At 36.6% G+C, this 19,982-nt stretch carries 21 protein-coding genes and 1 other annotated feature; of the genes, 14 read left to right on the top strand and 7 right to left on the bottom strand.

The window, feature by feature from the left end; genetic code table 11:
• The first annotated feature begins 7 nt into the window (after window positions 1-7).
• Both J2Y03_RS08110 and J2Y03_RS08105 read left to right on the top strand, forming a co-directional pair.
• Complete coding sequence (locus J2Y03_RS08110) at window positions 8-556, top strand: DMSO/selenate family reductase complex B subunit (protein ID WP_310192687.1); 549 nt, start codon at window positions 8-10, stop codon at window positions 554-556.
• Window positions 557-592: 36 nt separating this feature from the next.
• On the top strand, window positions 593-1,462 hold the full coding sequence (locus J2Y03_RS08105; protein ID WP_310192684.1) for a dimethyl sulfoxide reductase anchor subunit family protein: 870 nt from the start codon (window positions 593-595) through the stop codon (window positions 1,460-1,462).
• Between the two features lie 510 nt (window positions 1,463-1,972).
• On the opposite strand, the gene J2Y03_RS08100 is transcribed toward J2Y03_RS08105, so the two are convergent.
• Window positions 1,973-2,671 carry a Crp/Fnr family transcriptional regulator gene (locus J2Y03_RS08100; RefSeq protein ID WP_310192682.1) on the bottom strand — a complete coding sequence of 233 codons (699 nt, stop codon included), beginning with the start codon at window positions 2,669-2,671 and terminating at the stop codon, window positions 1,973-1,975.
• 231 nt (window positions 2,672-2,902) lie between these two features.
• Here J2Y03_RS08100 and moaA point away from each other — a divergent pair, with 231 nt between their 5' ends.
• A complete protein-coding gene (gene moaA, locus J2Y03_RS08095) occupies window positions 2,903-3,919 on the top strand; it encodes a GTP 3',8-cyclase MoaA (RefSeq protein WP_132085527.1) in 1,017 nt (338 codons plus the stop codon).
• Window positions 3,920-3,986: 67 nt separating this feature from the next.
• Here moaA and ric read toward each other — a convergent pair whose 3' ends face one another.
• Complete coding sequence (gene ric, locus J2Y03_RS08090; protein ID WP_396954182.1) at window positions 3,987-4,685, bottom strand: iron-sulfur cluster repair di-iron protein; 699 nt, start codon at window positions 4,683-4,685, stop codon at window positions 3,987-3,989.
• Window positions 4,686-4,910: 225 nt separating this feature from the next.
• Here ric and J2Y03_RS08085 point away from each other — a divergent pair, with 225 nt between their 5' ends.
• Both J2Y03_RS08085 and mobB read left to right on the top strand, forming a co-directional pair.
• Window positions 4,911-6,176, top strand: a complete 1,266-nt coding sequence (locus J2Y03_RS08085; RefSeq protein WP_132085529.1) for a molybdopterin molybdotransferase MoeA — start codon at window positions 4,911-4,913, stop codon at window positions 6,174-6,176.
• Window positions 6,164-6,691, top strand: coding sequence for a molybdopterin-guanine dinucleotide biosynthesis protein B (gene mobB / locus J2Y03_RS08080; protein WP_310192678.1), 528 nt, complete (start codon window positions 6,164-6,166; stop codon window positions 6,689-6,691). Before J2Y03_RS08085 ends, mobB begins: the two co-directional genes overlap by 13 nt.
• Before the next feature lie 294 nt (window positions 6,692-6,985).
• Here mobB and J2Y03_RS08075 read toward each other — a convergent pair whose 3' ends face one another.
• The gene (locus J2Y03_RS08075; RefSeq protein ID WP_132085533.1) at window positions 6,986-7,678 is read right to left on the bottom strand and encodes a Crp/Fnr family transcriptional regulator; all 693 of its coding nucleotides are present in this window, start codon (window positions 7,676-7,678) and stop codon (window positions 6,986-6,988) included.
• 259 nt (window positions 7,679-7,937) lie between these two features.
• On the opposite strand from J2Y03_RS08075, the gene J2Y03_RS08070 reads away from it, so the two are divergent.
• Together J2Y03_RS08070 and clpB are read left to right on the top strand one after the other, a co-directional pair.
• Complete coding sequence (locus J2Y03_RS08070; RefSeq protein WP_132085535.1) at window positions 7,938-8,117, top strand: YjzC family protein; 180 nt, start codon at window positions 7,938-7,940, stop codon at window positions 8,115-8,117.
• 105 nt (window positions 8,118-8,222) lie between these two features.
• Window positions 8,223-10,817: an ATP-dependent chaperone ClpB gene (clpB, locus tag J2Y03_RS08065; protein WP_310192674.1), complete on the top strand. Its 2,595-nt coding sequence runs from the start codon at window positions 8,223-8,225 to the stop codon at window positions 10,815-10,817.
• Window positions 10,818-10,862: 45 nt separating this feature from the next.
• On the opposite strand, the gene J2Y03_RS08060 is transcribed toward clpB, so the two are convergent.
• Window positions 10,863-11,048, bottom strand: coding sequence for a YjzD family protein (locus J2Y03_RS08060; protein WP_132085539.1), 186 nt, complete (start codon window positions 11,046-11,048; stop codon window positions 10,863-10,865).
• A gap of 205 nt (window positions 11,049-11,253) precedes the next feature.
• Here J2Y03_RS08060 and J2Y03_RS08055 point away from each other — a divergent pair, with 205 nt between their 5' ends.
• The gene (locus J2Y03_RS08055) at window positions 11,254-11,976 is read left to right on the top strand and encodes a lipase family protein (RefSeq protein WP_310192672.1); all 723 of its coding nucleotides are present in this window, start codon (window positions 11,254-11,256) and stop codon (window positions 11,974-11,976) included.
• 84 nt (window positions 11,977-12,060) lie between these two features.
• The gene (locus J2Y03_RS08050; RefSeq protein WP_310192669.1) at window positions 12,061-12,873 is read left to right on the top strand and encodes a hypothetical protein; all 813 of its coding nucleotides are present in this window, start codon (window positions 12,061-12,063) and stop codon (window positions 12,871-12,873) included.
• A gap of 43 nt (window positions 12,874-12,916) precedes the next feature.
• Here J2Y03_RS08050 and J2Y03_RS08045 read toward each other — a convergent pair whose 3' ends face one another.
• Window positions 12,917-13,159 carry a hypothetical protein gene (locus tag J2Y03_RS08045; protein ID WP_132085545.1) on the bottom strand — a complete coding sequence of 81 codons (243 nt, stop codon included), beginning with the start codon at window positions 13,157-13,159 and terminating at the stop codon, window positions 12,917-12,919.
• Between the two features lie 185 nt (window positions 13,160-13,344).
• Here J2Y03_RS08045 and J2Y03_RS08040 point away from each other — a divergent pair, with 185 nt between their 5' ends.
• The 4 genes from J2Y03_RS08040 to J2Y03_RS08025 all read left to right on the top strand — a co-directional run bounded on the left by J2Y03_RS08040 (window position 13,345) and on the right by J2Y03_RS08025 (window position 17,355).
• Window positions 13,345-14,277, top strand: coding sequence for a beta-ketoacyl-ACP synthase III (locus J2Y03_RS08040; RefSeq protein WP_132085547.1), 933 nt, complete (start codon window positions 13,345-13,347; stop codon window positions 14,275-14,277).
• Window positions 14,278-14,322: 45 nt separating this feature from the next.
• The gene (gene fabF, locus J2Y03_RS08035; protein ID WP_310192666.1) at window positions 14,323-15,564 is read left to right on the top strand and encodes a beta-ketoacyl-ACP synthase II; all 1,242 of its coding nucleotides are present in this window, start codon (window positions 14,323-14,325) and stop codon (window positions 15,562-15,564) included.
• Window positions 15,565-15,689: 125 nt separating this feature from the next.
• Window positions 15,690-16,499 (top strand): DUF2268 domain-containing putative Zn-dependent protease, encoded by an 810-nt coding sequence (locus J2Y03_RS08030; protein ID WP_310192664.1) that lies wholly within the window; start codon window positions 15,690-15,692, stop codon window positions 16,497-16,499.
• 109 nt (window positions 16,500-16,608) lie between these two features.
• Window positions 16,609-17,355, top strand: coding sequence for a YjbA family protein (locus J2Y03_RS08025; RefSeq protein WP_132085553.1), 747 nt, complete (start codon window positions 16,609-16,611; stop codon window positions 17,353-17,355).
• A 45-nt stretch (window positions 17,356-17,400) separates the two neighbouring features.
• Here J2Y03_RS08025 and trpS read toward each other — a convergent pair whose 3' ends face one another.
• Window positions 17,401-18,390 (bottom strand): tryptophan--tRNA ligase, encoded by a 990-nt coding sequence (gene trpS / locus J2Y03_RS08020; RefSeq protein WP_396954181.1) that lies wholly within the window; start codon window positions 18,388-18,390, stop codon window positions 17,401-17,403.
• Between the two features lie 51 nt (window positions 18,391-18,441).
• Window positions 18,442-18,683 (bottom strand) — a binding site (T-box leader).
• 68 nt (window positions 18,684-18,751) lie between these two features.
• Entirely contained in the window at window positions 18,752-18,937 is a 186-nt protein-coding gene (locus J2Y03_RS08015) for a hypothetical protein (RefSeq protein WP_132085557.1), read from the bottom strand.
• A gap of 551 nt (window positions 18,938-19,488) precedes the next feature.
• On the opposite strand from J2Y03_RS08015, the gene spxA reads away from it, so the two are divergent.
• A complete protein-coding gene (gene spxA, locus J2Y03_RS08010) occupies window positions 19,489-19,884 on the top strand; it encodes a transcriptional regulator SpxA (RefSeq protein ID WP_045519743.1) in 396 nt (131 codons plus the stop codon).
• The last annotated feature ends 98 nt before the right edge of the window (window positions 19,885-19,982 follow it).

Below are 19,982 nucleotides of genomic sequence, written 5' to 3'. Positions count from 1 at the left end.
ACACACGATGAGACAAAAAGGTTTTTATTACGATTCCACAGCGTGTACTGGGTGTAAAACATGTCAAATAGCATGTAAGGATGTAAATGATTTAAAAGTAGGAGAAAATTTTAGAAAGGTCTACTCTTTTGAGGGTGGTACGTTTCCGAATACATGGGGTTATTTCCTTTCATTAGGGTGTAACCACTGTGAGAACCCTAAATGCGCTGAAAACTGTCCTACTGGAGCCATTTACAAGCGCGATAAAGATGGCTTAGTTGTTCAAGATCGGGAAAAATGTATTGGCTGTAAAATGTGTTTATGGTCTTGTCCATACGGACGTCCTCAATTCATAGAAGAAGAAAAGAAGGCGGGTAAATGTGATGGATGTGCAAACCTTGTCGATCAAGGTCTAAATCCAGTATGTGTGGATTCCTGTCCAATGAGGGCGATTGAATTTGGTGAGATTGATGAGCTTCGAGAAAAATATGGTGACAATAGGGATTTGAATGTATTAGTGGATTCGAACCTTACCAAGCCTAACGTAATAATAAACGCTAAATATTATGCGAAATGATAAAAGGAAAAAATACTATATAAGGAGGAATTTCGTATGCACGTGCTCGCTGAAGAATGGCCATTGCTATCCTTTACATTGCTAACACAGTTATCGGTGGGAGCCTATCTATTCTTTGTTATCATCCGCTCACTGCCAAAGAAAGTGGATAGACAGCTTAGTATCCTTGTCACCAAACGGGGAATGTTACTCATCGGTCCGGTGATGTTAGTAGCATTAATTTTATCGGTATTCCACCTAGGAGATCCATTTGGCGCTTACCGTTCCCTATTGAATTTAGACTCCTCGTGGTTGAGCAGGGAAATTGTTTTCTCAGGGTTATTCTTTGCTCTTTGGCTTGTATCCTATTATTTAGATCGTAAAGGCGCTTGGAATCAAATCGTTGCTTGGATGAATGTGGTTGTGGGCTTAGGAGCCATCTACAGTATGGCAAGTATTTATGCCACTTCAATTAAACCAGCTTGGACAGATGTCAATACCTATCTAGCTTTTTATGGGACAACGATTCTATTTGGGGCTGTAGCTTCTATGTTGGTCATTCTTTTAAGCAAAGAAGAAAAGACAGCAGGACTAAATAGTATCATCAAAGGGATTGGATTAGTTGGACTAGCTGCCATTATAGTTCAATTGATTTATCTGCCAGTTTATGTAGCAGGATTGCCTGTTAGTGGGCTTGCAGGACTTGAATCTGCCAGTTTGATAACTGACACATATGCCTTGTCGACTCTCATTAGATGGGTGTTATCAATTGTCGGATTAGCGATGATTGGATTCGCCTTCTATCGTAAAATCGAACCAAAAATACAGTTTAAATTCTATTACACCGCACTAGTATTCGTCCTAGCCGGCGAATTCCTAGGCAGATTCATCTTCTATGCAACTGGCGTCCCAATCATCGTTGGATAAGAAATCACGTAACATCTGGGGTCAGGAGATCACGGGGACAGTTCTTAACATAAGCACTTGGAAGTTTTGCTCATATTTTGAAGCACTTTATAGAATAATTAATTATTCTTCGAAAGGGAGCTTTACTCAGTAATCATCGTAAAATTTTCAAGTGCTAAGAAGCAGGATAGTTTTTTAAAGTTTTTGTGTTAGTAGTTCGACATTCAATAAAAAATTTCCTGCTTCTTGCGATTTCATTGTACCCTACTAATGGATTTCAGCAAGATTTATCTAGAGAATCGGATCAATTTGTAGTTTGAAAAATCGAGATTGGCTTGCACGGATTCATCGATTAGGAACAGACACAGTACACCATCATGAAGAGTACGAGATGATAATAAAAAGACCTTTGCCAGGCTTGTTGCCTGGCTTTTAATATAGGTGCCTATTCACTCCTCGGGTTTTGTCGAAGATTGATAAATGACTTTTTCAACAGAGGAAAAGGAAGCAATCATTATTGAATGCTTCCTTTTATTCAATACTGCAATATACAGCTGGACAATTTTCACAGCCGATTTCATCTTTTAAATATTGAAGGTCTAAAATAGATATTTTCCCTTTTTTGACACTGATTTTTTTATCTTTCTTTAATTCACTTAGGATGCGGTTTGTACTTTCTCGAGAAGTTCCGCAAAAGTTGGCAAGTTCCTGATTGGTTAATGGTAAATCAATTAATATTTCATTTCCTTTATGAATACCATAGCTATTAGACATCCGAATTAGCGTTGAAAAAAGTGCTCCTCGTTTGCCATTTAAGACAAGGTCGCGAAACTTGGTCTGTGTCTTACGGAAATGGTCACTCATCCATTTCATAAACTCGAAAGCAAGTTTACTATTTTGGAAAATTTCACTTTCAATCACATCTTTTTTAATGGCAACAATTTCGCCTTCCTCTAAAATTTTAGCACTTAATAAATATCTTGGATTGTCGGTGAACAACGTTAACTCTCCACAAATATCATTTTCTCCACATATTCTCAAAGAAAGTTCACGTCCATCGGAGGTAATCTTACTTATTTGAACTTTACCTGAAACAATAATATAAAGTTCTTCTGCAAGCATTCCTTCTTGAAATAAATAGGTGCCTTTTTCACTATTAATTTTCCGATCAGCAAATTTAAGTAACTCCTTTATTTCTATTGAATGGGTAGGTTTTATTTTCGTCATCATTTATATTTTCACCTCAAAGTTGGTCACTTTTTCAGATATTATTAATCTTATTTTAACTTAGGTTTTGACCTTGGAATGAAGTAAACAATGACAATATAGTGAAAACTCGTTTGAACATTAAAAAAACTCTTAAGAAATGTTATGATAGTGAATAAAGTAACAGTATTTTAAAAGAATTGTTGGTACAATGATTATACTATTCGCTTTTTGAAGATAATGGAGTTGATATGAATGGAAAAGACCATTATTAAAGATAAATTAGATCGTCCATTACGGGATTTAAGAATCTCTGTTATCGACCGTTGTAACTTCCGCTGTCAATATTGCATGCCTGCAGATCAATTTGGTGATGATTTTGAGTTTCTGCCAAAAAGTGCTTTATTAACATATGAGGAAATCGAACGTGTAGCGAAAGCTTTTGTTAGTGTGGGTGTGGAAAAAATACGTCTTACTGGCGGTGAACCTCTACTACGCAGAGATCTTCCGATTTTGGTGGAAAAGCTTTCAAAAATTGATGGTTTACAAGATATAGCCTTAACAACAAATGGAGTCCTGCTTCCGAAACTTGCAGATAAGTTGAAAGCTGCTGGACTTAAAAGAGTGAACATAAGCCTTGATACCTTAAATGATGAGTTATTTGGTAAAATTAACGGTCGTGGTGTCGGCACCCAGCCGGTATTAGACGGGATAGAAGCAGCTAAGAAGGCTGGTATCAGGGTTAAAGTCAATATGGTCGTTAAAAAGGGTCTTAATGAATCCGAAATCATCCCAATGGCCGACTTTTGCTTAAAAAATGGCTTGGAGTTACGCTTTATTGAATATATGGATGTAGGCTCATCTAATGGCTGGAAAATGGATGATGTAATCACTAAGAAACAAATTTATAACATGCTAATAGAGCACTATCAATTAGATTCTCTTGATCCAGCCTATTTTGGCGAAGTCGCAAAATTATATAATTATAAAAATACAGATGTAAATGTAGGATTTATTTCTTCTGTTTCAGAGTCATTCTGCAGCAGCTGTACTCGCTCACGACTTTCAGCAAATGGACAAATTTTTACTTGTTTATTTAATGGAAATGGTCATGATCTTCGAAACTTTATGAGAAACGGTGCTACAGATGAAGAGTTGCGAAATCGAATCACCGCGATTTGGAATGGTCGGAGTGATAGGTATTCAGATGAAAGAACTGAAGAAACAGCAAAGAATCGTAAGAAAATTGAAATGTCCTATATTGGCGGCTAACCTCTCTTACTCAAAGAGAGGTTCTTTACATACAAAAAGAGGCTGTTTCAGCCTCTTTTAATTCATATTAAAAATATCTAGGGAATAAAATGTTATTTTCTAGGTGTACGTGCATAAATGTAAGACCTTCAAGATCTTCTAGGCGTTTATATACTAAACGATACGTTCCACAAGCGTCCAGAGGTAACGTAAAGTCAGAAGTTACTGCACGAATTTGTCTAAGGATTTCCCCAGCATGATCATGTTCTTTTTCAAGCTCAACAATCATGTTGATTGCTTCTTCTCGGTTTTCTACAGTACCATCTGCAAGTTGTTTAATTAATGGAAATACAACTTCTTCTTCTTTTGTCATATGGTCAATTAATTCTTTTTTGAATTCATAAAAGAGTTCATAAACCTTTAACAGTTCCGGATGATTGTCACCATGAACACGAGAAACCTTCGTAACATAAGGACTGAGCAGTGATAACTCCTCTTGTGATGTACGGTGATAATGATTAATAACATGGTCAATAATGGTAGTTGAATCTGATTTAGTCCATACTTCTAAGTCCGTTTCAGTTGAGCTGTTTTTTTCAAATACTACTCTTAATTCATCTAATAATGCTTCTTCATTAATTCCGTTTTCAGCAATTGCCTTTGATAGTGGAATATTGCCTCCACAGCAAAAGTCGATTCTGAATTTCTTGAACACATCGCTAGTTTTTGGCAGTTCATTTACGATATCTTTAACCAATGTATTTGTAGATAAAGGGAAAGTAATCATATTTTCCTCCTAATATTATTATTCGTTGTTTCTTTTTTCTATCTTAATGATAAGGGATATCAATAAAAAAATAGGTGACTTGAATCACACATTTGATATGATTTAACACTTTTTTGTCCAAAATTGTGATGTTTGCTATATTAGTAACTTTTCGATAGGCTTATAATGAAATGAGTTCAACTTGATAATCTGAACTTTTATATGTTACGGCAGGAGTTGTTGGTGTTGCTAGAGAGAAGAAAACCAATCCCGATTGGGGAAGCAGTTAAAAAAATAATGAGCTATCAGTTAAGTGGACAAACAGAATATGTATCAATAGATGAAAGCTATGGACGCTATTTATCAGAAGATTTAAAGGCTACCAGTGATGTTCCCCATTTTGACAGGGCACCATATGATGGTTTTGCTGTTAGGTCTATAGACACCAAGGAAGCATCATTAAAAAATGAGGTGGAGTTTAAGGTGGTGGACCATCTTGGTGCTGGCATGACTTCTTCAAAGGTAATTAGCCATTTTGAAGCTGTTCGGATTATGACCGGAGCAATGATGCCCGAAGGAACGGACGCAGTTGTCATGTTTGAAGTTGCAAAAGCGTATGAAAAAAATGGGACACCATTTATGTCAATAAAACGGAGCTTTAATAAGGGTGATAATGTTTCCTATCGAGGCGAAGATGCTAAAGAGGGTGAAATCTTAGTCAAAAAGGGTACATTAATTAACCCTGGAATTCAAGCAATGCTGGCGACATTTGGTTACCATCAAGTGCCTGTTGCGAAAAAACCGATTATAGGTTTATTTGCTACTGGAACAGAATTGTTGGAAGTAAATGAAGAATTGGTACCTGGAAAAATTCGAAACAGTAATTCGCATATGATTGCTGCTCAAATACAAAGAACAGGGGCTATTGTTCACTATTATGGTAAACTGCCTGATATATTTGATACTTGTTTTACTGCAGTTAAAAATGCTTTGGATAAGGTAGACATACTCATTACAACTGGGGGAGTTTCTGTTGGTGATTTTGATTATCTCCCTGCGATTTATGAGAAACTAGGTGCTGAGGTCTTATTTAATAAAGTTGCGATGCGACCTGGAAGTGTAACTACGGTAGCGCAACTAGACGGCAAGCTTCTATTTGGTTTATCCGGTAATCCTTCAGCCTGTTATGTTGGGTTTGAATTGTTTGCACGACCGATTATTCGCAAAATGCTCTTTTCCACCACCCCTCATCTACGGAAAGAAAAAGCAATTCTTGAAGTTGATTTTCCAAAAGCGAACCCATTTACAAGATTTGTTCGCAGTGCATTTTCAATCAATAATGGCAGCTTACGTGCAACACCTAGTGGATTAGACAAGTCTAATATCATCATGAGTCTTTCAGGGGCTAATTCCTTGATGATTCTTCCTGGAGGTACGAGAAGCTTTAAAGCAGGTGATGAGGTAGATATTTTGTTACTTGAAGACCAAGTTGGCAGTGAATGGCCTTGGTAAAGCCAATCATCTATCAAGTAGTCGGATATCAAAATAGTGGTAAAACCACTTTTTTATTAAAGCTAATCCAAGTATTAAAAAATGATGGTTTTAAGACAGTTACAATTAAGCATCATGGGCACGGAGGAAGACCGGATGTTCCCTTACAAAAAGACTCGTCTAAGCATCTAGAGGCTGGAGCAGTAGCTGCACTGGTGGAGGGAGAAGGTAGGTTAGTCCTGCAAGCAGATGAATCCTCATGGTCTCTTGATGAACAAATTAGATTAATGAATTTCTTTCAACCAGACATGATTTTAATCGAAGGACATAAGCACCAAGCGTACCCAAAAATACTTTTGCTTAAAGATGAAAATGACCTCTCCCTGCTCACAAAGGTTGATAACATAAAGGCAGTTATCGTTTGGAGTAATACCCTTTTGGAATTGGTCCGGGAACGATTGAACGTGCAAACCTTTCATATTACAGAGGAAAAAGCAGTAAATGCGGTTTCCAACTTTTTAAAAACACAGGTTTAAAGAGCATTTAAATAAAAGGCTGTGTTAATGGAGACTGTTGATTTTAGAACCTGTTGATTGGAGCGGAAGGCGCTTGATCCTCGAAAATGCTATCGCATTTTCTTCGTGCGGTGATTATTCGAGGAAGTAAATTCAAAGTCCTGCGGGATGTACGAGCTGAGTGAGACCCCGCAGGAGCGAAGCTGTAAGGAGGCTCACGGGCGAGCCCGCGGAAAGCATAGCGCCTGGAGCGCAAATCAACAGCCAAATTTAACACAGCCAAATAAAAAAAAATCGGTCAATCGACCGATTTTTTTAGTCTATTTTACATATTTCTGTTGAGCAGTCTTCACAATCAATTTCATTTTTTAGATAATCAAGGTCATGAATGGTAATCGAACCTTTATCAATCGAAATAATTCCTGCTTTTCTTAAATCACTTAGTAACCGATTGACTACTTCACGTGATGTCCCGCAAAAATTAGCCAATTCTTGATTGGTTAACGGTAATTCAATCCGGATTCCTTGATTGGTTTTTTTACCGTAACTGTTAGTAATGCGGATGAGTGTAGAATATAATGCACCTTTCTTACCATGGAGAACGAGATCTCTAAACTTTGTTTGCGTTTTCCGATACTGTTGACTCATCCATTTCATAAATTCAAGTGAAAGTTCGTTATTAGAAGCAAGTTTTTCTTCAAGAACATCTTTCATAATGACAGCTACTTCGCCGCTCTCAGCCATACGGGCACTTAATAAATACTTTGGTGCTGGTGAAAACAAATCAAGTTCTCCAATAAAGTCTCCACTTGAACACATTCTAAGTGTAAGTTCCCGCCCGTCTGGAATAATCTTACTGATTTGGATGATTCCACTTTGGACGATATATACTTCATGTGCAACAGAACCTTCTTGGAACAGAAAAGCCCCTTTTTCGATTTTCTTTATATGGTGAACCGTATCAAACAGTTTAGTTAACTTAACTGGTATTTCTTTTATTGACTGCATATGAAAACCACCTTTAAAGGGGCGAAATCAATCGCTAATTTGTATTCCTAAATAAATGACAGTCAAGTTGCATTTACTAGATAATACTATAATTATATTGTTAACAAAGCTTATATATCAATAATTGTGGCATAAATTCATACAATCGTCAAAATATAATTCTTTTTATTGAAAAAATGTTTAATTTCATAATTATTCCTTTAATGACCCCAGATTAATTGGAAATAATAAAGATGTACATGAAAAGGAGGGACAAAAAATGGGGCAAAATCATCAGTTTAAATCAGGACAAAAGGCACCAAATAATGGTGTATATATAGAAATTGGGGATACAGGAGATAATGTAAATAAACCTAAAAAGATAAAGCTTAAAGCAGGAGATACTTTTCCTGAAACATCCAATGATGAGCGTATTTGGATGTACCAGCGTAAACCTTAAAAAGATGAAAAGTCATCCGCCACGGATGGCTTTTATTTTATTTTTTTTTACATAATCTATATAATAAAATTATAAAGGTCAAAAATGGTCAAAGGGGTGTGAAATATGGATTTAAATCGTATGACAGAGCGGTTGCAAAAGGGAATTTTAGATGCCCAATCCCTTGCAGTAAAAAGCAGCCATCAAGAGGTTGATGAAGTCCATTTATTCTTAATACTTCTTCGTCAAGAGGATAGTTTATTACGAGCAATTTTTGAAAAAGCAGACATCCGAACAGATAATGTTGAAAAATTGTTGCTAACTGTTCTTAATAAAAAACCACAAGTTACTGGAAGTGGTGCGGAGCATGGGAAGCTATACATTACTTCTAAGCTGCAACAACTTTTTGTAAGTGCCGAAGAATTTGCGTCTAAGTTTTCCGATGACTTTATTTCAATAGAGCATATTTTATTAGCTGCTTCCTATGCTAGAGATTCAGAAATGCAGAAGATTTTAAAATCATTTGGAAAGACCGCGGAGTATATCTTGTCCGCCATTAAGGAAATAAGGGGGAACCAAAGAGTGACATCACAAAATCCCGAAGCTGTATACGATGCACTTAATAAATATGGCAGAGACCTGGTAGCCGAAGTGAAAGCAGGTAAAGTCGACCCTGTCATTGGTAGGGACGCAGAAATCCGTCATGTAATCAGAATATTATCTAGAAAAACTAAAAATAACCCAGTACTGATTGGTGAACCTGGAGTGGGTAAAACAGCCATTGTTGAGGGACTGGCTCAGCGAATTGTCAGGAAAGACGTTCCAGAGGGTTTAAAAAATAAAACTATCTTCTCATTAGATATGAGCGCACTCATTGCAGGGGCTAAGTTTAGAGGCGAATTTGAAGAAAGATTAAAAGCAGTATTGAACGAAGTGAAAAAAAGCGAAGGACAAATTCTCTTATTCATTGATGAGCTTCACACCATTGTTGGAGCAGGAAAAACGGATGGGGCTATGGATGCTGGAAATATGTTAAAGCCGATGCTGGCTCGTGGTGAGCTTCACTGTATTGGGGCAACAACCCTTGATGAACATCGAAAATACATTGAAAAGGATCCCGCACTTGAACGCAGGTTTCAACAAGTACTTGTTCAAGAGCCTAATGTAGAGGACACCATTTCTATTTTGCGTGGTTTGAAGGAAAGATTTGAGGTTCACCATGGGGTAAAAATTCATGATCATGCTCTCGTAGCGGCTGCAACGTTATCGGATCGGTATATTACCGATCGCTTTCTACCGGACAAAGCGATCGATTTAATGGATGAGGCATGTGCACTTATTCGAACTGAGATTGATTCCATGCCGACCGAACTTGATGAAGTGACGCGCAGAGTCATGCAGTTAGAAATAGAAGAAGCAGCCTTGAAAAAAGAGCAGGATGACGCGAGTAAAAAAAGGCTAGAAGCCCTTTTAAAGGAGCTTGCTGAATTAAAAGATCAAGCGAACAGCATGAAAGCGCAATGGCTGCAGGAAAAACAGGGAATACAAAAGTTACAAGAGAAAAGGGAACAAATTGAGAAGCTTAAGAGAGAATTAGAGCATGCAGAAGATAAATATGATTTAAACCGAGCAGCTGAGCTTCGTCATGGTCAGATTCCTTTGGCAGAAAAGGAATTGGATGAGCTTGAAACAGCTACATCCAATAACGAACGGTTGCTTCGTGAGGAAGTAACAGGCGAAGAAATATCAAATATTGTATCAAGATGGACAGGAATCCCACTGGCTAAGTTAGTCGAAGGAGAAAGAGAAAAACTTCTAAGATTAGAAATACTATTACATGAGCGGGTAATCGGACAAAATGAAGCGGTACAATTAGTTGCAGATGCAGTTTTACGGGCACGTGCTGGAATCAAGGACCCAAACAGACCTATCGGATCATTTCTCTTTTTAGGACCAACCGGTGTTGGGAAAACAGAACTAGCGAAAGCACTTGCAGAGGCTTTGTTTGATAGTGAAGAGCAGATGATACGTATCGATATGTCCGAATACATGGAAAAACATGCTGTTTCAAGGCTTATTGGAGCACCTCCAGGGTATGTAGGCTATGAAGAGGGCGGGCAACTTACTGAAGCAGTCAGACGAAGACCGTATTCTGTTATTCTGATGGATGAAATTGAAAAAGCTCATCCAGAGGTTTTTAATATTCTCCTGCAGGCACTTGATGATGGAAGAATAACAGATTCTCAAGGGCGAATGGTCGACTTTAAAAATACTGTCATTATCATGACCTCTAATATAGGATCTCATTTCTTATTGGAACGAAATGAGAATGAGGTTGAAATTTCAGAGGCAACAAGAGAAAAGGTTCTCGGACAATTAAAGAGTCACTTTCGTCCTGAATTTTTAAATAGGATAGATGAAACCATCCTTTTTAAACCTTTATCGTTAACAGAAATAAAAGATATTGTGGTAAAAATGATGAAGGAACTACAGAGTAGGTTAAGGGAACAGGATATTGAAGTAAATATTACGGACATTGCAAAAGAGTTTATAGCTGTCAATGGATTCGACCCTATTTATGGTGCAAGACCATTAAAGCGGTTTATCCAAAGAAAAATTGAGACAAAACTTGCAAGGGCAATCATTGCTGGCAAGGTCCATGATCACTCAGTCATTAACATTAGCATTGAAAATGAAGAAATAACCATTTCAATTGAATAAATCAAAAAGGTCATCCAGATTTAATGGATGACCTTTTTAAACGAATTAATGCTTTTGAGCAGGTTCATTAGGAAGCACTGCAGTTGCAATAATAATCAAAATGGAAACACCAACAGATATAATTGCTCCTGACGTGAAGTCATAAACCCCACCTTCTGTCATTGAACTAACTACATATGAAAGCATTTGCACTAAAAGAAACGCCCAGAAAAAAGTCCAAAAGTATCGCACTATGTTTCACCTCTACCCTATTTATCATCTCTAATAATATTACCATAAGCTTTTGAAATAATAAACGCAAAGTTTGACAATAACATTTTGCTGCATAAAATATATAAACACTAGATGGATGTGTTTAAACTAGGCTATACTCCCTTTCATTTAATGTGAAATCACATACAATATTTTGAGGAAATATGTAAAAGGAGATTTAGTGATGGAGAACCGGAATTTTCAGATGGATAACCAGTGGAACGTCATCCATTACCCTAAAAAGCCCACAGGTTTTGGAATATTAATAATCGGAGATGAAAGGCATTTTGTTGACGAAAGCAAATGCTTTTGGACTCAGAATGAAGGTAGACTGGCCATTATCAACCAATTTAAAAAATCAGGATATACTATTTTTTCCTCAAATTTGTATGGGCGAAACTGGGGAAGTGATCATGCTATAGAGCTTGCACAGAGGCTATATCAGCAAGTAATAAGAAGTGAAATTCTTAATAATAAAGTTCATGTAATCGCCGAGGGTATGGGGGCTCTTGTTGCTGTTAGATTAATGGAAAAGATGAAGGGGCAATTAAGGTCAGTCGTTTTGGTAAATCCTATTCTCTCCTTGAAAAAACATATTGAACTTGAAAAGGAACACAAATTCTTTTATAAAAAATTAATGAGGGAACTGACAGCTGCTCATATGAAGGATCAAGTCACGCTTGAAAGAGAGCTGCAAAACATGGATGATGACGTAAATTTAGATTTGGGTATTCCAATAAAAATTATCAATGTTATGTCCAGTGGGAAATCATATAACCAATCAAAACTGCTGCAACAAATACTGGTTAAAACGGAAATAAGTCCAACATATATTGTTCCTGAAAAAAAGCAACAGCTTGGAAATATGATAAAAAAATTTTTCAACCAATATGAAAAGGTACTATAAACACCGTCCTCCCCTTAAAGAGAAATATTTCTTTATGAAACCGCATAGAATTCATTAAAGAAGCGTGGGGAGGCAGGATTAGTAATGGACAAGGTCGTTATAGTTGGAGTATTTGACTTTGTGAATTTTCATCTATGCAAAGCATTACTTAATAAAGGGATAGAGGTCAGGGGAGTACAGATTGAGACAGAAGAAAATGAGGATATTTTAGTTGAGAAAAGACTAGAAATCGGACGAAATTCGAACTTTACTGAGGTTTCTGTAAAGGACTTAACAAATAAATCCAACGAAAAAGAGACGATAGTACTCTCTGTCTACGACCTATATATGAAATATAAGGAGAATGTTTTACAAAATGACTTTATGAAAAACCATTTCCTATATGAGGATAATTGGGATCAAATTATTATTATTGTTCCTATTCAACTACTTGGAAATGAAATTGAATCAGAGGCCAATGTGTTTATTAATGATGTTATTAATAGGAAGAGAAACTTGAATAAAAACATTCAATATCTCTATTTACCAACTATATATGGACCATGGCAGCCTGATACGTTTATGTTTCAACATTCAATTTTAGCAGGCATGGATAAGGGAAAAGGATTTAGAGGAATGCGGGAGGAGACAAACGATGCCCTGTTTGTTGATGATACTGTGGAATCTATAATTGAAGTAGTCGAAGAGAAAGGGCCAGGAAAATACTTACTCCAAAGTGGAGAGAAAGACCAGTGGGATTTATGTGCTGCTTTTTTAAGAATCATCGGACATCCTTCAAGCGAGCGAACAGTAGATAGAATGGAAGATGATATCATCAAATTAACGGTTAACCGTTCCATCCCTATTTCTGAAGCCTTGACAAAGCAGATTGACCACACCCATAGATTGTATAGTTAATATTCATTTAAGTAATTAAAAAGCTGCCGCAAATCACGGCAGCTTATTTTTTCTTTAAAAATTTTTCTACAAACGGATAAACCATTTGAATTATAGGCTTCAAATTTTGAGAGGAATCCTTCAGCTTTACGATGTTTTCTATAATTGATTCAAAATCAAGTGAATTTTGATTCGAATTTGGAACCTCATGGTGATTACTGTGCATACTCCCTCTTCTATCACCAAACATCATCCTAGAAAAACGATCATCCGGACTCTGCTTGTGATGAGCTTTTTCTTTTTCCATACTAAGCCCCTCCATATTGTAATGAATTCTCCTTTTAGATTATGATGGGAATGTTCAAATGGTATGGACATAAGCGGGGTATAAGGATTTAATGGTTGCTTAATGATACTTTTGTTTGATAAAATTAGTACCAAGTCATAATAATTACTAATAATAAAAGATGAATTATATAAGGAGATGATTCCTTGAACGCTGGAATTGTTGGAATTGGAAGATATTTACCAGAGAAAGTAGTTACAAATGCAGATTTAGAAAAAATCATGGATACATCAGATGAATGGATTCGGTCACGAACAGGGATTGAAGAACGTCGTATCGCAGACGATAATACGAACACTTCTGATATGGGGCTGGCGGCTGCTCAAAAAGCAATCGAAAATGCAGGAATCACTCCTGAAGATATCGATTTAATTTTGGTTGCAACTGTCACACCTGATCAACCATTCCCTTCCGTTGCATGTATGCTTCAAGAACGGTTAGGTGCTAAAAAAGCTGCAGCGATGGACGTGAGTGCTGCATGTGCAGGTTTTATGTATGGTATTGTCACAGCGAAGCAGTTTGTAGAATCAGGAGTTTATAAGCATGTATTAATAGTGGGAGTTGAAAAACTTTCAAAAATTACTAATTGGGAAGATAGAAACACCGCAGTGCTGTTTGGTGACGGTGCTGGAGCTGTTATAATTGGCCAAGTATCAGAAAATAGAGGTGTTCTCGCTTTCGAACTTGGTGCGGACGGTACAGGAGCAAAACATTTATACCAAGATGAGTATATTATTATGAATGGACGAGAAGTTTTTAAATTTGCAGTCCGACAAATGGGAGAAAGCTGTCTCAATGTTCTAGAAAAGGCTGGATTATCCAAAGAGGATGTAGATTTCCTTATTCCTCACCAAGCCAATATCCGAATCATGGAGGCATCTAGGCAAAGACTTGAACTGCCAGTTGAGAAGATGTCAAAAACCGTTCATAAATATGGTAATACTTCAGCTGCTTCTATTCCAATTTCGCTCGTTGAAGAGTTAGAGGCTGGAAAAATTAAAGACGATGATATCATTGTAATGGTGGGATTTGGCGGCGGTTTAACCTGGGGCGCCATTGCCATTAGATGGGGAAAATAACCAATAATTGATATAAAATGATGTGTAATAAAGGAGATGTCACAAATGGAAAAGCGTAGAGTTGTGGTGACAGGTGTAGGAGCGGTTACACCGCTGGGATTGAATGTTGAAACCACATGGAAAGGGATAATTGAAGGAAAGTCTGGCATTGGACCTCTAACAAGAGTAAATGCAGATGAGTATCCTGCAAAAGTTGCGGCACAGGTAAACGACTTTTCACCCGAAACAATTATGGATAGAAAAGACGCGCGTAAAATGGATCGTTTTACTCAGTTCGCGGTTGCAGCAGCATTAATGGCCGTTGAAGATGCAAATCTTGCTATTAATGCCGATAATGCCGACCGTATAGGAGTATGGATTGGATCAGGGATTGGCGGAATGGAAACATTTGAAGAACAATTTGAAATCTTTCAAAAAAGAGGATACAAAAGGGTTAGTCCATTTTTTGTACCAATGCTGATTCCTGACATGGCAACTGGGCAGGTTTCTATAAGACTTGGTGCAAAAGGATTTAATTCCTGTACAGTAACAGCATGTGCAACAGGAACAAATTCAATTGGAGATGCCTTTAAAGTAATTCAGCGGGGCGATGCAGATGCCATGATTACTGGTGGAGCCGAAGCGCCAATTACAAAAATGTCTGTAGCTGGTTTCTGTGCAAATACTGCACTTTCTACCAATCCTGACCCGAAAACTGCAAGCAGACCATTCGATAAAAATCGTGATGGCTTTATCATTGGTGAAGGTGCTGGTGTTATCGTTCTAGAAGAGTTAGAGCACGCATTAGCCCGCGGGGCAAAAATATATGCTGAAATTGTTGGCTATGGTGCAACAGGGGATGCTTATCATATTACCGCACCAGCTCCAGGTGGCGAAGGCGGGGCACGTGCGATGAAGATGGCGATTAAAGACAGTGGTCTAAATCCTGCGGATATCGATTATATTAATGCTCATGGAACAAGCACTGAATATAATGATAAGTTTGAAACCCTTGCAGTAAAAGAGGTATTTGGTGAACATGCGTACAAACTGGCGATTAGCTCAACAAAATCAATGACAGGACACCTTCTAGGGGCTGCAGGAGGCATTGAAGCAATCTTTTCAGTGTTAGCCATGAGAGACAGCATTCTACCTCCGACTATTAATTATGAAACAGCTGACCCTGAATGTGATTTAGATTATGTACCAAATAAAGCCCGTCAAAAAGAAATTAAAGCTGTAATGAGTAACTCACTAGGCTTTGGCGGTCACAATGCAACGATTGTTTTCAAGAAATATGAAAAATAAATGGCTTGACCAGGAAATTTCCTGGTTGGCTTTTTTTATTATTATTTAGGGAAAGTAATACCATACAGAACCTCTTTCCATCTCATTCATAAAATGTAAAAAATGAAGAAGTATGGAGTGAGGAAATGGGCATCATTCAAACAGATAAATGGTTGGAAGAGGAGTTTAATCGTCCAACAAAAATATGCGAAAAGCTGCTCCCTGCTTTTAAGGGGCAAAGTGCACTAAAAATTTATAATCAATTAACCGAGTTCGGAATGTATTCACCCTCGCATTTGACCAAAGAAATTTTTAATTCGATGAAAGAAACCAAGGTATGGGAGGAAGTGGACCTTATTTTTCAGGAATATAAAAGGAGGTGGGGAGGGCCAGATATTCCAATTTACCTTTTTCCAATTGGCCAGCAACGGAGCCTTTTTTCTAGACAAGAAGAAAAAGTTAAGGGCGGCGTCTCTTACCCAGATAAAATGTTTTTATTTCTGTCTAATAGGCTAACGGTGCAAGAATTAGAGGCACTTTTTGTCCATGAATACCATCATATTTGCAGGTTAAAGATGCAAACAAAAAGGTTCGAAGACTACACCTTACTCGATTCAATTATAATTGAAGGGCTTGCCGAATACTCTGTTTTAGTGCATTGTGGGAGAAACTATTTAGCAGATTGGTGCAGTATGTATACAGATTCTGAATTGGAAAACCTGTGGGATAAATATTTAATTAAAAATTTGGATTTGAAAAAAAGTGAGAAGAAACACGATGATTTATTATATGGATTAGGCAGGGTTCCTAAATTAATCGGATATGCAGCAGGGTTTAAAATTGTAGAAAATTATTATAAAAGTAATCATTATTCAACAAAACTATCCTTTAAACTACCAGCAAAGCAATACGTAATAGCTGGAAATAGTATTACTAAAAAAAGCCCAAAAAAATAGGCTTTTTTTGTTTTGGTTTTTTTGGAGCAATCTATATATTGAGGAATAAATTAACTTATCTCTGCCCATACTGATTGACAAACAGTTTCTTGAAGTGAGGGGTTGTACAATGTTGTATCTTCATGATGTTTGGGTAAATTGGTTTGAAGGTGAAGAAAACGGATATAATGTGTGCCACTTTCATGAATGGCGCAAAGATGACGGTGTAGAGCTGTTAGACCAAGCTCCTTTGTTAAAAGTAGAACCGATTCTCTTTCACTATATTGAGAACGATCTCTCAGAATTACCTCAACAGCTTCTGGATGATATTTTTCAAAAGGCGTACTTAAGAAAAAATCATGAAAGAGTTCAACTTGATTATTGCTTTGTTGTTACAGATGGGGTTGGAATACTAGCAATAGATACAATCGGATACTCAATACCGATTAGAAAGAGCAGGCTCATTCCAAGACAAGAACAGCTTGTCTATGAAATGATTGCTGGACATGAGGCGAAACAATACCATTTTCAACAGAATTCAGTGGATAAAGATTTTCATATCTTATCACCTGAACCAGAATTAATGACAGGACTAACGCGAAAAGAGCGTCAGTTAAAACAGCTGTTATTTATGGCACTTGATCAATTACATACATCTCAGAACGAGGCTGAAGTTCGTTACTGGTTTACTGAATGGTGTCCAGAGCGGTACTCAGCCATACAGGAATTGAACTTTGAAAATGCATGGCTGCAGTTGTTTGAGGAAACAAAATACGGTTGGTCTAAACGACATGAAACATTTTGTGAGAATCTAATAAAAGGTCAGCCATTTTTCGAAAAGCTATGGGAAATGGAGCATGGACCTAAAGTAAATTAAAAACTGGTCACGAAAGTAAATCATAACTTTCGTGACCAGTTTTTTTTATCTTCTCTTTCTTCCTAATCCCATCGCATTTTCCATTTTCTTAACTGTTTTACTGGCAACTTGGTTTGCCTTTTCAGCACCTTCGTCTAATATTCTGTCAAGTTCACTTGATTCCATTAAGTTATTATACTTTTCTTGAATCGGCTTAAATACATTTACAACTACATTAGCTAAATCACCTTTAAAATCTCCATATCCTTTACCATGATACATTGCCTCAAGTTCAGGGATGGTCTTATTATCTAGAATGGAATAAATAGAAAGCAGATTAGAGATTCCAGGCTTATTGGTCTGATCAAATTTAACAATACCCTCAGAGTCTGTAACAGCACTTTTAATTTTCTTTTCAATTTGTTTTGGATCATCTAGCGGAGTGATAAAAGCTTTACTATTTGGATCGGATTTGCTCATTTTCTTTGTTGGTTCCTGTAATGACATAATCCGTGCGCCAACTTCAGGAAGGCGAATATCAGGGATTGTTAAAACATCTCCATATTTTTTATTAAATCTTTCTGCTAAATCTCGCGTTAATTCCAAATGCTGCTTCTGATCTTCTCCAACAGGTACTAAATTGGCATTATATAATAAAATGTCTGCAGCCATTAATGGTGGATATGTTAATAAACTTGCGGATACAGCATCTTTACCAGCAGACTTATCCTTAAATTGAGTCATTCTTTCCAATTCACCAATATAGGCAATACATTGCATCATCCATCCAGCTTGAGCATGTGCTGGAACTTCCGATTGGATAAACAAGGTTGCCTTCTCTGGATTGATACCAACAGCTAAGTAAAGTGCTGCTAAACTTCGAATATTCTTTCGAAGTACTAAACGATCCTGTGGGACTGTTATCGCATGTTGATCGACGATACAAAAGTAGCAATTATAATCGTTTTGCAATTCTACAAATTGCTTCATTGCCCCAATATAGTTTCCAAGTGTAATCGTACCACTTGGCTGAATTCCTGAAAAAATTGTTTGCATGACCAAATTCCTCCTAAATTTATATAAAAAAAAACCATTCATCCCCACAACGATAGGGACGAATGGTTCGCGGTACCACCCTAAATTACTCAAAAGAGTCACTCATTTCCTGAATATCTTGATTTAATAGTCAGGGAACCTTTTAACGCAAGGAAACGTCTTTTCCTACTATTCAATGAAGTTCGGAAAAGAAGCTCGAAAGTCCATTCCGTATTTTTCCGTGTTTGTTTTCACCAGCCACAAACTCTCTGAAACGGATAAAAATACGTACTACTCTTTGTCATTGCCTACTACTTTAATTAACTTATTCTTATTATAATTAAATGTATATTCGTAATCAAGTTACTATAGGGTTTTATCGTTACTTCTTATTGCCTCCAACACTTTTCCAACGTGTTTGGAATCTTGCACTTTGATCTACGAATTCTGAGCGTTTCTTTCCCCCAAAAACAGTTTCGCCAAAGCCATTGGTTATTACACCCATAAGTGCAGTAATACCAATAATAAGAATAGCAACCATTGATAAATCAGCTATGTATCCACCCATGATAAAACCTCCATTTTCAATTCAAAAGTTAGGTAACTGTTTATTTTGTAAATCTCCTTATGATTATTTTATAAGAACAAGGCGGTTATTGAAAGAGGAAACGTTTAAAAACAACAATAATTATAGAAAAGATGAATGCGTTTTCATTTATGGGGCTTTAATTGAGAATATTCCTAGGTATAAAAGATCGTGATATATTACAGATAAACACTCTATACATAATTCCATTATTTTCTGAAAAAACCTACAAATTAATAACGGTTGATTCGAAGAATATAGGGGGTTAAAGATATATTATTGAAAAATTCAAGATTAAAACCTTGAAAAAGTATGAAACCTTTTTAGTATTTATTCGTCTAATATAATGAAAATAAATAATTAATGTTTATCATTTGACATTCAATAAATTTTGAAAAAAGGATACCTTTTTTAAAATCAGTAGTGTATAATTAATGATATAAATTACTTATTTATAATTATTTTAATCAAGAATCAATATTGATGGTTTACTATAGAATTAAATAGTAATTAAAAGAGGAGTGTGGAGAAGAATGGTAACATTATACACTTCACCAAGTTGTACATCATGCAGGAAAGCAAAATCATGGTTAGAGGAACATGAAATCCCATATACTGAAAGAAATATATTTTCTGAACCATTGTCAATTGAAGAAATCAAAGAAATCCTTCGCATGACAGAAGATGGTACAGATGAAATTATTTCAACAAGATCAAAGACTTTTCAAAAGTTAGATGTAAACTTAGATACAATGCCGCTACAAGATTTATTTGAGTTAATAAAAGCTAATCCTGGATTATTACGCCGTCCAATTATTATTGACGAAAAACGATTACAGGTTGGCTATAATGAAGATGAAATTCGACGGTTTCTACCGAGGAGAGTACGTACTTTCCAATTAAGAGAAGCACAACGCATGGTTAATTAAATTTAAAGATTAAAGCCTTCATTCTGAAGGCTTTTTTTACCCTCCAGGCCTATTAAGTTTGAGATTTCTGAGTCATTTTGTTACAATGTAAGGAATAT

The sequence above is a fragment of the Neobacillus niacini genome (assembly GCF_031457145.1).
Classification (GTDB): Bacteria; Bacillota; Bacilli; order Bacillales; family Cytobacillaceae; genus Neobacillus; species Neobacillus niacini_J.
The sequence above is the reverse complement of the archived record's forward strand: the minus strand, read 5'-3'. Positions and strand labels throughout refer to the sequence as shown.